Genomic DNA, 12,217 nt, shown 5'->3' with positions numbered 1-12,217 from the left:
AACACCCATAAAGTGCATAATAGCAACTCCTTCTCTTACATCATTTGCCCCAAAACATTTAATCTCTCCTCTTTCTTTTAACGAGTATCTTTTTTCTTTAATTATAGACAGTTCATTTGTTTCGTAATTAAAAGATGTTTGGCAATATGTAAATCCGTTAATTCTTGATATAATCATTGCTGCATCCTTTCCAAGTCCATTTAAAATTACTCTTAAGGGTTCTTTTCTCACTTTGTTTGCATTTTTAGCAATTCCTATAGCTCCTTCTGCTGCAGCAAATGATTCATGTCCTGCTAAAAAGGCAAAACATTTAGTTTCGTCATTTAACAATTTTTTTGCTAAACTTCCATGTCCTATTCCTACTTTTCTTTCCTCTGCAACTGATCCTTCAATACAAAAAGATTGAAGACCAATACCTAAATATTCAGTAATTTCTTCTGCACTTCTTTTTTGCATTTTTATTGCTATAGCTGCGCCTACTAAATATGCCCAACAAACATTTTCAAAAGCGATAGGTTGAATCTCTTTAACTATCTTAAATATATCTAGCCCACTATACTCACAAATACTTTGAGCTTCATTTAAATCTTTTATTTCAAATCCATTTAAAGTTTTGTTTATTTTATCTATTCTAATATCATATCCTTCAAATAATTGCATTATAGCCTCCTATTTATTCATGTCTTGGATCAATAAATGTTTTCCCTTCATTAAATCTTCCATAATTTCCTTTAGATTTTTCAAGGGCATCATTAGCAGTTAAACCTTTTTTTATAAACTCCATCATTTTACCAAGATGAACAAATTCATATCCAATAATTTCATTATCTTCATCAAGGGCCATTTTTGTAATATATCCCTCAGCTAAATTTAAATATCTTCCACCTTTAATACTAGTTCCAAAGGTTGTTCCTACCTGACTTTGCATTCCTTTACCTAAATCTTCTAATGATGCACCTATAGGCAATCCATTCTTTGAAAATGCAGTTTGAGTTCTACCATAAACTATTTGTAAAAATAACTCTTTCATAGCTACATTTATAGAATCACATACTAAATCTGTATTAAGGGCCTCTAAAATTGTTTTTCCTGGTAAAATTTCAGCTGCCATTGCTGCTGAATGAGTCATTCCACTACAACCAATTGTTTCTATTAAAGCCTCTTGAATTATACCTTTTTTAACATTTAATGTTAATTTACAAGCTCCTTGTTGTGGTGCACAGCCACCAATTCCATGAGTTAAACCTGAAATATCAATAATATTTTTAGAACTTACCCATTCTCCCTCTACAGGTATTGGAGAGGGACCATGGCTAAATCCATTTTTAACCAAACACATATTTTGTACTTCACTTGAATAGTTCATATAAATACTCCTTTTTAAATTATTTTAAAACAAAAAAAGCTGACACTTCCACACCTAAAAGGTATAGAAGTCATCAGCTTAAAAAGCAGTTTAGGATATATCCTTGGGGAACTTCATCCCCTAATATTCTTTTATAAATTGATTATATAACTTTTTAATTTGTTTATCAAGATATTTCTATTTTTCTCCTCTAAATAACTCAGTGATTCCTTTAATAAATACTCTTACATACTTATCTCCAGCTTCTCTAAAGTTTTTGTGATCTGGTTTTCTAAAAATTGCACTTAATTCAGATTCAGACATAACTACTCCACCAGTTTTAAAAGCATCTAACATATCATCACTTTTAAAGTTTAAAGCTATTTTCAATTTCTTTAATATATGATTATTTACATTTTGTGCACTATTTGTTAAAGGTACAACTGGTTTTAACTCTTTTCCAGGAGCTGCTTTTAATACTCCTCTTTTATATACTATTAATCCTGTTAAAAAGGCATCTAGTGTTCTATTATTACAATTTTTAAATTCTTCCATTTCTGGCTTGCTTAATAGTGCAGTTAACTCCTCTAAAGTAACCTCTAATCCACCTAAAGTAAATACTTTTAACATTGCATTATCATTAATTCTTAATGCATATCTAACTCTTCTTAATACATCATTATTTGTCATTTAATCCTCCTAATATTTTCATCTTACTCATAAGTATAACACAATTGTTGGTTTATTTCTATTTTTTTGTACTTTATAATAAAAAAACAAAGTTTTCCAGAGCCTTTACAAGACTTTAGAAAACTTTTAAATTTTAATATTTATTAGGATCTGCTGTTCCTGTAGTCATTAATTCAACTCCTGAACTTGTCCCTAATCTACTTGCTCCAAGAGATATGTATTTCTCTGCTGTTGCTAAATCTCTCACTCCACCTGCAGCTTTTAATTTAGCTTTATCTCCAACAATTGATTTCATTAATTGAATATCTTCAAAAGTAGCTCCACCAGTTCCAAATCCTGTTGATGTTTTTACAAAATCAGCTTTTGCATCTAAACATAAGTTTGTTGCTATTTTCTTTTCTTCATCTGTTAAATAACAATTTTCTATAATAACTTTTAAAACATTAGATCCAATAGCTTTTTTAATTTCAGCTATTTCATCTCTTACATAAGCAAATTGACCAGCTTTTAACATTCCAACATTAATAACCATATCAATTTCTCTAGCTCCATTTTCAATACAATTTTTAGCTTCAAATATCTTCGCTTCTGAAGACATTGCTCCTAAAGGAAATCCAATTACAGCACAAACTTTAACTTCTGTCCCTTCTAACTCTTTAGATGCTAATTTTACATATGATCCGTTTACACAAACAGAGAAAAATTTATTTTCTCTAGCCTCTTTACATAATTGAATAATATCTTTTGGCTCTGTTGTAGCCTTTAAAACTGTATGATCAATATATTTATTTAATTCCATAACTCCTCCTAAAAAAAATTTCTTTATATATTATAACCCTATATTAGAGTGAATTTCTAGTATTACTTTATTTTTTAATACTTTTTCTTGAGACAATGTATATGTTTTATCTAAAAAATTAATTGCTGATTCTACATTCTTATTATTATGTTGTAAAATAGCAAGACTATCTCCTTCTTCAACAAAGTCACCAACTTTTTTAGTTAAAAGAATTCCTACTGAATGATCAATTATATCATCTTTAGTAGCTCTTCCTGCACCTAAAACCATAGCTGCTTTTCCTATATTTTCAGCTTCAATTTTTGAAATCCAACCTGATTCTTTAGCTCTATATACAATTTCTCCACTGTGTTTTGGTAATAATGAATAATCATCTACTAGATTTGGATTCCCTCCAGCTGCTTTAATAAAGTTTTTTAAAAATTCAATTGCTTTTCCACTATTAATAGCTTTAGCAACCTGTTCTTTTCCCTCTTGCAAAGTTTTTACATCTCCTTTAATTTCGAGAGCTGTTGCCACTATTGTTTCAACTAACTCAGTAAAATCTTCAGGTCCATGTCCCTTTAATGTTTCTATTGCTTCTATTATTTCATTGGAATTTCCAACAGCAAAACCAAGAGGCTGATCCATATCTGTTAATAAAGTTACTACTTTTCTATTAAATGAATCTCCAATATCAATCATTGTTTTTGCAAGCTCTCTAGCTGTTTCTATATTTTTCATAAAAGCTCCGGAACCAACTTTAACATCTAAAATTATTCCATCTGCATAAACAGCTAATTTTTTACTCATAATTGAACTTGCTATAAGAGGAATACTTGAAACTGTTGCAGTAACATCTCTTAAAGAGTATATTTTTTTATCTAAAGGTACTATTGTATCTGAATATCCCATAATTCCAGTTCCAACAGAATTTACCATTTTAACTAATTCATCTCTTGTTTCAGGAAATACAAATCCATCTATAGCTTCAAACTTGTCTATAGTTCCACCAGTATGTCCCAATCCTCTTCCTGAAAGTTTAGCTGTTCCTATATCAAAAGCAGCAAATAGTCCAGCTAATGCTATTGTTGTTTTATCTCCAACTCCACCTGTAGAGTGTTTATCTATTAAAAATTTATTAATACCTTGAAATTTTATAACTTCTCCACTATTCATCATTAATTCAGTGAAAGTTTTAAGTTCCTCTTTAGTCATATCATTAAAATAAACAGCCATTAAAAATGATGACATTTGATAATCTGGTACTCTTTCTGCTAAATATTCTCCTAATAAAAAAGTCATTTCTTCTGAAGATAACTCTATATTATCTCTCTTTTTTTGAATAATATCTACAGCTCTCATAATCGCCACCTCTTTCATTATTTTAATAAAAATAAATATTTTTCTAGCTTTTTCTCTAATTTCATGATATATAAATTTATATATAATAGATAGGACATATGGCCTAAAAAGGTGGTGAAAATATATTGAATTTAATAGATGAATATATAAAGAAATTTAATTTAGAAAATATATTAACAAAAGAAATTAGAGGAAAACTTTTACTAAAGCACTATAATAAAGATAAATACATTCTAGAATCTCATAAAGAAGCAAACAATATTTTTTTTATTGTTAAAGGTACTGTTGAAGTATCCTGTATTTTAGATAATGGAAATCAAATTTGCTTAAATATTTTAGAACCTCTTGAGATATTTGGAGACATAGAATATATAAATAAAGAGGAAGCACTTTTTGATGTTATTGCTAAATCAGATGTTTTAGTTATCACTCTATCATTTAATACAATTAATGAGTATTTACTTAATAATATAAACTTTTGGAAATTTTTAGCAATTGAAGGAAATCAAAAACTATTAAAAACAAATAGGGCTATTTTTTATAAGAGTACTCTAACTTCTAAAGAAATTTTTATAAAATATTTAGAAGACAACGAAGGAGAAATTTCCTTTAAATCTCTCGATGAACTTTCTAGTAGATTAAATATCAGCTATAGAAATTTAACTAGAATAATATCCTTTTATTCAAAAGAAAATTTTATAATAAAAGATAAAAATACAATTAAACTTTTAAAATAATTTATTAAGAGGAGGTTCTATGAAAAAAATTTATTTTTTTTTATTTGCTCTCAGTACAATAACTTTATACAGTAAAAGTGAAATTATATATTTTAAACATAACAAAAATAAGATACAATTAAACTGTATTTTAAATGAAAAGGAAGGTAGAACTATGAAAATTTCAAAAGATGCATGGAAAGAAAAAGATTACAAAATTCCAAGTAAAGAGATTTTAAAAGAGAATTTAACCCCTTTACAATACAGAGTAACACAAGAAGATGGAACAGAAAGACCTTTTTGTAATGAGTATTGGGATAATACTGAAGAAGGAATTTATGTTGATATTATTTCAGGAGAACCTCTTTTTTCTTCTACTCATAAATATCACTCTGGAACTGGATGGCCTAGTTTTTATAAACCTATTTCACAAAAACATATAACCACAAAAGAGGATAAAAAACTTTTTACAACAAGAACTGAAGTTAGAAGTGCAGTTGCAGGGACCCACTTGGGTCATGTCTTTGATGATGGACCACTTCCAACAGAACAGCGTTATTGCTTAAATTCATCAGCTTTAAAATTTATACCTAAAAACGAAATGAAAAAAGATGGATATGAAGAATATTTATATCTTTTTGAGGAGGACAACAATTAATGGAAAACTTTATTTATGATATTCCAACACGTATTTTATTTGGAATGAATCAAGTTGAAAATTTAGGAAAAGAAACAAAAAAACACGCAACTAGAATTTTACTTTTATATGGTAAAAATAGTATTAAAAAAAATGGCTTATATGATAGAGTTATAGATCAATTAAATAAAGAAAATATATATTTTGTTGAATTAAGTGGAGTCGATCCAAATCCAAGAATTGAAACTGTAAGAAAAGGCGCTGAACTTTGTAAAAAAGAAAACTTAGAGCTTATATTAGCTGTTGGTGGAGGTAGTACTATTGATTGTGCCAAGGGAATTGCTGTTCAAGCTAAATATTCAGGAGATGTATGGAATGATTTATACATGGATAAAAAATTTAATTTAATAACTGACACACTTTCTATAGCATCAGTTTTAACTCTTGCTGCAACTGGTAGTGAAATGAATGGAAACTCTGTAATATCAAATATGGAAGAAAATTTAAAACAGGGAATAAATAGTTATCTTTTAAGACCTAAATTTTCAATTCTTGATCCCACATATACTATGACAGTTAATCAATATCAAACTGCTGCTGGAATTGTAGATATTATGAGTCATATTTTTGAACAATATTTTTCAGCAGATAACAAAGCCTATCTTCAATCTAGATTAATGGAGGGAATGTTAAAGACTATTATACACTTTGGACCAATCGCTTATAAAGATCCAAATAATTACGAAGCTAGAGCCAATATTATGTGGACTAGTTCTCTTGCTTTAAATGGACTTCCGTCTTTAGGAAAAAAATCTACTGATTGGGTGTCTCATCAAATGGAGCATGAATTGAGTGCTAAGTATGATATTACTCATGGAGTTGGTTTAGGAATATTAACTCCTCATTGGATGAATTATGTTTTAGATAGTTCTAATATTCATAGATTTGTAGATTATGGAAAAAATGTTTGGAACATTAACGAAGGTGATAATTGGAATATTGCTAAAGAAGCAATCTTAAAAACTAGAGAGTTTTTTACTTCACTAAATATTCCAGAACATTTATCTCAAGTTGGAATAGACAATTCAAAATTTGAAGAAATGGCAAAGATAGTAACTAGAAGAGGAAAAATTGGAGCAATGAAACAACTAGATTATAATGATATATTAGAAATTTATAAAATTTCTTTATAGGTTTCATATTAAATAATTATAGGTCTTATGTACTAGGGGTATAAAAATACCCCTTTATTTAAGGGGTCTATCTTCTTTTTATTTGAAATTTTGTTGATAATAAGGCTGTTTTTCCTGATAATTTTAAAACTATATCATCAAAAGGAAAATCTCTTTTATAATTTCCATTTAGAACTGGTTTATGTTTATATATTAAAGCTGCCTCAACTCTCTCTTTTAAATCATCCTCAACTGCTGCATAGGAATAACATAACTCCTCTCCGAATCTTAAATGTTTTGTCCAAACCTCTACCATTTCTGTATTTTTGATTTCCTCTTGTACATTGCTTGCATTTCCAATATATATTATTTCTTGAAGTTTTACTGTATTTCTCTCTGTATTATAAGATGCTCTATATACACAAAAAACTCCTGATGATTTTAATGGTGTTTTCTCTTTAGCCATCTCTCTACGATAACCATTAAATTCCAATTCTACAATTTCAGCCATATTATATTACCTCCAAAATCTATTTTTCTTTTCTCAATAAAAGGTAAAAAAGAGAAACTTTACATTTTGATATTTTTAAATAGAGTTCTATTGAGTAACTTAACTTAAATTTATATCCTTCTCTACTATAAATAATACCATATTAATAAGGAAAATTCAATTTTTATGATTTAATGTAAGATTTTCAAAATTATTTTATTTTCAATTTGTGAAAATATTTTATCACTTTTTAAAAAAAATGAAATTTTATTTGCTTTTTTTCAGTAATTAATGTATCCTATTTTATGTTAAATGTGAATTAATTAACTATAAATAAAGGAGATTTTAATGGATTTAAAAGCAAAAAAATTAAACTGGCGTATGTTAGCAATGATGGGATTTACTGTTGTTTGGGGATTTGGAAATGTTGTTAACAACTATGCAAACCAAGGTCTTACTGTTGTAGTATCATGGATACTTATACTTTCTCTTTACTTCTTACCGTATACTCTTATGGTTGGTGAAATGGGTTCTATTTTTGAAAATGAATCTGGTGGAGTTTCTAGTTGGATAGGTTCAACTTATGGTCCTATGATTGCTTATTTTGCAGGTTGGACATATTGGGTTGTTCATATACCTTATCTTGCACAAAAACCACAAAATGTTTTAGTTGCATTAAGTTGGGTATTCTTTCAAAATGGAGATACTATTAAAAGTTTCAATCCATTAATTTTACAAAGTATTGTTTTAGTTATATTTTTATTTTTCTTGTGGTTATCATCAAAGGGAATTAATTCTCTTAAGAAAATAGGAGCTATGGCTGGAACATCTATGTTTTTTATGGGAATTTTATATATATTATTAACTGTTGCTGCTCCACATTTAGTACATGTACATTCAGCAACAACAACATGGAATATGCATACTTTTCTACCAAAATTTGATTTTAAGTATTTTACTACAATTTCAATGTTAATATTTGCTGTTGGTGGATGTGAGAAAATCTCTCCATATGTTAAAGACATTGATAATCCATCTAAAAACTTTCCAAAAGGTATGTTAGCTGTTGCCATTATGGTTGGAATGTCTGCTTTACTTGGATCTTTTGCAATGGGAATTATGTTCGATAGTGCTCATATTCCTGTAGATTTAAAAATGAATGGACAATATTATGCCTTTAAAATTCTTGGAGATTACTACGGTGTTGGAAACTCTCTTATGATTTTATACGCTGTTGCAAATACACTTGGACAACTTTCAGGACTTATGTTCTCTATTGATGCTCCATTGAAAATACTAATAGGAAATGCTGATGCAAATTATATTCCTAAGATATTTGCAAAAACAAATGAATTTGATGCTCCTATAAATGGGTATAAATTAACTGCCATTTTAGTTGGAATATTAATTATTGTTCCTGCTTTTGGAATAGGAAATATGAATAGTCTTTATAACTGGCTTTTAGATTTAAACTCTATTGTTATGCCACTTAGATATCTTTGGGTATTCTTAGCATATATTGGGCTTAGAGGTTTATTAAAAAATAGAAAATTAACTGCTAATGCATCTTATAAATTTATTAAAAATGATAAATTAGCTACATTTATTGGAGTTTGGTGTTTCGCCTTTACTGCTTTTGCATGTTCTATGGGGGTTTTTCCTAAAAATATCCCTTTATTCTCAAAAGAGTGGTTTTTCCAAATTACATTAAATATATTAACTCCATTAGTTTTAATTGGTCTTGGATTTATCTTCCCAATGATAGCTAAAAAAACAAACAAATAATATACTAGTGCGCCATTAATACTTGTGTTAATTGCGCATTTTTTTATTTTTAAAGGATTTTTTTTATCCCTCACGAATTATCTGAATAGGTTTCAAAATATATATTATGGGGGTTTTTTATATGTTTATCGGTTTACCAAAAGAAATTAAGAATAGTGAAGCTAGAATTGCACTGACACCTGCTAATGTTTTTGATCTTACTCAAAAAAATCATACTGTTTTTGTTCAAGAAAATGCTGGTACTAAATCTGGCTATTCAGATGAGGACTATATTAAAGCTGGCGGAACTATGCTTCCTACAATTGAAGATGTATATGAAAAAGCTACTCTAATTGTAAAAGTTAAAGAACCACAACCTAGTGAATTATTATTAATAAAAAGTCATCATACTATTTACACATACTTACACCTTGCTGCTGATAGAAACCTTACAGAAACTCTTTTAAATAGCGGAGCAACGTGTATTGCCTATGAAACAATCCAATTGCCAAATAGAACTCTACCATTACTTTCACCTATGTCTGAAATTGCTGGAAAAGTTGCTATGTCTTTTGGTTTATGTTTCCTATCTAATCCTAATGGTGGAAAAGGATTATTTATTAGTGGAGTAGCTGGAACTAGAAGAGGAAAAGTAGTTATTATTGGAGCTGGAGTAGCTGGACAAAGTGCTTTAAAAATTGCTTATGGGGTAGGAGCAGATGTTACAATCCTTGATACTGATTTAGAGAAATTACGTTATGTTAACGATATATACCATAATAAAGTTGAAACTTTATATTCTTCAAAAGCAAATATTCAACATTGTTTAAAACATGCTGATTTAGTTATTGGAACTGTTTTAATCCCTGGAGATAAAGCTCCTAAACTTGTTACAAAAGAAGATTTAAAACTTATGGAAAAGGGTTCTGTTCTTGTTGATATTTCTATTGACCAAGGTGGGTGTTTTGAAACATCTAGACCTACTACACACGAAAATCCTACATATGTAGTTGATGGAATTATACACTACTGTGTTGCTAATATTCCAGGAGCTTTTGCATTAACATCAACAAATGCTTTAACTAATTCAACTTTTAAATATTTAGATAAAATAGTTAATTTAGGATTAAAAGAAGCTATTAAAATCCATCCTGAATTAAAAGGTGGAGTTAATATTTATAATAACAATATTACATATGAAATAGTTGCCCAAACTTTTGAATTACCATTTAAAGATCTATCAACTTTATTATAATCTTAAACTCACTCTAATTAGACTTTTAATAAGATCTGTGATAAAATAGAAAGGATTAAAAGGCTAGGAGTGATTTAATGAATGATAGATTAAAAGGTACTATTTGCATGTGTTTATCTGCTTTAGGAATGGCTTTAATGGGCTCTACTGTTAAACTAGTAGGAACTGATATTTCTACTTTTGAAAAACTTTTTTTTAGAAATATAATTGGGACAATGATTCTCTTATTTACAATGAGAGGAAAAGATATCAAATTTTTTGGTAATAGCAATAAAGGACGACTATTTATGCTATTTAGATCCATTGCTGGACTAAGTGGAGCCATCTTATATTTTTATTCTATCAATTATTTATATCTTGCTGATTCTGCTCTTTTAAATAAATTGTCTCCTTTCTTTGTAACATTATTCGCTACTTTATTTTTAAAGGAAAAATTTGAAAAAAGACAGATACCAATACTTATTTTAGTTTTAATAGGAGCATTATTAGTTATAAAACCTAAGTTTAGTTTTGCTATAATTCCAGCTCTTGCTGGTTTTACCTCAGCTATATTTGCCGGAGGAGCTTATACTTTAGTTAGATATTTAAGAAATTTTGAAAAACCTGAAACTTTAGTCTTATGGTTTTCAGCTATTTCTGCAATTGGAGTTACAATCCCCATGATTTTACAAGGTTTTGTAATTCCTAATAGAATTCAATTACTATATTTAATACTTACTGGAGTTTTTGCTACACTTGGTCAAGTTTCATTGGCTTATGCCTATAAATTTGCACTTGCAAGTGAAGTCTCTATCTATCAATACTTAAGTATTATTTTCTCTGCAATAATTGGATTCTTTCTGTGGAATGAAATTCCAGATTTCTATAGTTTGATTGGTGGTAGCATTATTATCGGAGTAGCTATTTTTAATTATTATCTATCTACTCGTAAAAGTATATAAATATAAAAAAGCGACAAAATTTGTCGCTTTTTTATATTACTCTTCTAGTTTGCCAAAATTTTCCAATCCAATACCCTTTAAATGTTGAAATCATAACACCTTTAGATCTTGATGCATGCATAAATTTATTATTCCCCATATATACACCAACATGTCTAACTCCCCATCCAGTTTTAAAGAAAATTAAATCTCCTGCACCCCAATCTTTTTTATTTTTTACTTTTTTACCAACTTTTACCATTTCTTTTGTTGTTCTAGGTAAAATTATATTAAATTCTTTTTTATTAAGTATTTTCACCATACCTGAGCAATCTACACCACGTTTGGAATATCCTCCATATCTATATCTAACACCTTTCCATTCTTTATAAAATTTATTAATCTTAGATAGTCTATAAGAGTTTTCTTTTGGGGTGATCTTCATTGACGAACATCCTGTAAAAAGACAAAGGATAATTAAAATCAGTATATTTAATCTTTTCATTTTTACCTTCCTAGAAATTAGTTGATAAAAAAAGCCAACTTTACGTCAGCTTTTTTATTTATTTTGAATATTTTTTCATAAAGAAATAAATTGGTACTCCTAATACTAATCCACCTAATCCAATTAATATTTTTTCCATATCTGAATTATATAATAACCAACAACTAACTATAATAGCAAATATTGGAATTACAGGACCAAATGGAACTTTAAATGTTCTTACTAAATCAGGTCTTTTCTTTCTTAATACAGGTATTGCTAAACAAGTTGGTAAATATTGAACAAATCTTGAAATTACACTAATTGCTGCTAATTTACTAAAACTTCCAGATATTGCAATTAAAATTGCTAAAACAACTGTTATTAATATAGCATAAGTTGGTGTTCCAAATCTACCATTTTCAGCTATTTTTTTAGGTAATATTCCATCCTCTGCTAAGGCAACTCCACTTCTTGGAGTTATAAAAGAAGCTGCTATATTAATTCCACCAATAGATATTAATGTTCCTGCTGATATTAAAGCAACTCCAAATTTACCCATTACTCTTCCTGCAGCATCTGCTAAAGGTGCTGAAGATAA

At 28.5% G+C, this 12,217-nt stretch carries 14 protein-coding genes and 1 riboswitch; of the genes, 6 read left to right on the top strand and 8 right to left on the bottom strand.

Annotated features, from left to right (window positions below; translation table 11 throughout):
* The 5 genes from Q0V09_RS03615 to Q0V09_RS03595 form a co-directional block, all read right to left on the bottom strand.
* On the bottom strand, positions 1-660 hold a 660-nt coding region (locus tag Q0V09_RS03615; RefSeq protein WP_297487209.1), incomplete at its 3' end, for a GGGtGRT protein.
* 13 nt (positions 661-673) lie between these two features.
* Entirely contained in the window at positions 674-1,366 is a 693-nt protein-coding gene (locus tag Q0V09_RS03610; protein ID WP_297487207.1) for a hypothetical protein, read from the bottom strand.
* 57 nt (positions 1,367-1,423) lie between these two features.
* Positions 1,424-1,496: riboswitch (Fluoride riboswitch) on the bottom strand.
* A 47-nt stretch (positions 1,497-1,543) separates the two neighbouring features.
* The gene (locus Q0V09_RS03605) at positions 1,544-2,035 is read right to left on the bottom strand and encodes a DUF1456 family protein (protein ID WP_297487205.1); all 492 of its coding nucleotides are present in this window, start codon (positions 2,033-2,035) and stop codon (positions 1,544-1,546) included.
* A gap of 133 nt (positions 2,036-2,168) precedes the next feature.
* Positions 2,169-2,834: a deoxyribose-phosphate aldolase gene (gene deoC / locus Q0V09_RS03600; protein WP_297487203.1), complete on the bottom strand. Its 666-nt coding sequence runs from the start codon at positions 2,832-2,834 to the stop codon at positions 2,169-2,171.
* Positions 2,835-2,864: 30 nt separating this feature from the next.
* A complete protein-coding gene (locus tag Q0V09_RS03595) occupies positions 2,865-4,178 on the bottom strand; it encodes a thymidine phosphorylase (RefSeq protein ID WP_297405060.1) in 1,314 nt (437 codons plus the stop codon).
* A 125-nt stretch (positions 4,179-4,303) separates the two neighbouring features.
* Between Q0V09_RS03595 and Q0V09_RS03590 the strand changes: the two genes are divergently transcribed.
* From Q0V09_RS03590 to Q0V09_RS03580, 3 genes are read left to right on the top strand one after another with little or no spacing between them, the layout of a single operon-like run.
* Positions 4,304-4,915, top strand: a complete 612-nt coding sequence (locus tag Q0V09_RS03590; protein ID WP_297405062.1) for a Crp/Fnr family transcriptional regulator — start codon at positions 4,304-4,306, stop codon at positions 4,913-4,915.
* 19 nt (positions 4,916-4,934) lie between these two features.
* The gene (gene msrB, locus Q0V09_RS03585) at positions 4,935-5,552 is read left to right on the top strand and encodes a peptide-methionine (R)-S-oxide reductase MsrB (RefSeq protein ID WP_297405063.1); all 618 of its coding nucleotides are present in this window, start codon (positions 4,935-4,937) and stop codon (positions 5,550-5,552) included.
* Positions 5,552-6,724, top strand: a complete 1,173-nt coding sequence (locus Q0V09_RS03580) for an iron-containing alcohol dehydrogenase (protein ID WP_297487201.1) — start codon at positions 5,552-5,554, stop codon at positions 6,722-6,724. Before msrB ends, Q0V09_RS03580 begins: the two co-directional genes overlap by 1 nt.
* 67 nt (positions 6,725-6,791) lie before the next feature.
* Here Q0V09_RS03580 and Q0V09_RS03575 read toward each other — a convergent pair whose 3' ends face one another.
* Positions 6,792-7,214 carry a hypothetical protein gene (locus Q0V09_RS03575; RefSeq protein WP_297405066.1) on the bottom strand — a complete coding sequence of 141 codons (423 nt, stop codon included), beginning with the start codon at positions 7,212-7,214 and terminating at the stop codon, positions 6,792-6,794.
* Between the two features lie 327 nt (positions 7,215-7,541).
* Between Q0V09_RS03575 and Q0V09_RS03570 the strand changes: the two genes are divergently transcribed.
* The 3 genes from Q0V09_RS03570 to Q0V09_RS03560 all read left to right on the top strand — a co-directional run bounded on the left by Q0V09_RS03570 (position 7,542) and on the right by Q0V09_RS03560 (position 11,153).
* A complete protein-coding gene (locus tag Q0V09_RS03570) occupies positions 7,542-8,978 on the top strand; it encodes an amino acid permease (RefSeq protein WP_297405068.1) in 1,437 nt (478 codons plus the stop codon).
* Between the two features lie 121 nt (positions 8,979-9,099).
* The gene (gene ald / locus Q0V09_RS03565) at positions 9,100-10,212 is read left to right on the top strand and encodes an alanine dehydrogenase (RefSeq protein ID WP_297487199.1); all 1,113 of its coding nucleotides are present in this window, start codon (positions 9,100-9,102) and stop codon (positions 10,210-10,212) included.
* 77 nt (positions 10,213-10,289) lie between these two features.
* Positions 10,290-11,153 carry a DMT family transporter gene (locus tag Q0V09_RS03560; RefSeq protein ID WP_297405071.1) on the top strand — a complete coding sequence of 288 codons (864 nt, stop codon included), beginning with the start codon at positions 10,290-10,292 and terminating at the stop codon, positions 11,151-11,153.
* A 31-nt stretch (positions 11,154-11,184) separates the two neighbouring features.
* Here the strand turns inward: Q0V09_RS03560 and Q0V09_RS03555 are convergent, their stop codons facing one another.
* Both Q0V09_RS03555 and Q0V09_RS03550 read right to left on the bottom strand, forming a co-directional pair.
* Positions 11,185-11,637, bottom strand: a complete 453-nt coding sequence (locus Q0V09_RS03555) for an NlpC/P60 family protein (RefSeq protein ID WP_297405073.1) — start codon at positions 11,635-11,637, stop codon at positions 11,185-11,187.
* A 58-nt stretch (positions 11,638-11,695) separates the two neighbouring features.
* A partial coding sequence (locus Q0V09_RS03550; protein WP_297487197.1) for an APC family permease occupies positions 11,696-12,217 on the bottom strand: 522 nt, incomplete at its 5' end.

This window comes from uncultured Cetobacterium sp., from assembly GCF_947039425.1.
Lineage (GTDB): Bacteria > Fusobacteriota > Fusobacteriia > Fusobacteriales > Fusobacteriaceae > Cetobacterium_A.
The sequence above is the reverse complement of the archived record's forward strand: the minus strand, read 5'-3'. Positions and strand labels throughout refer to the sequence as shown.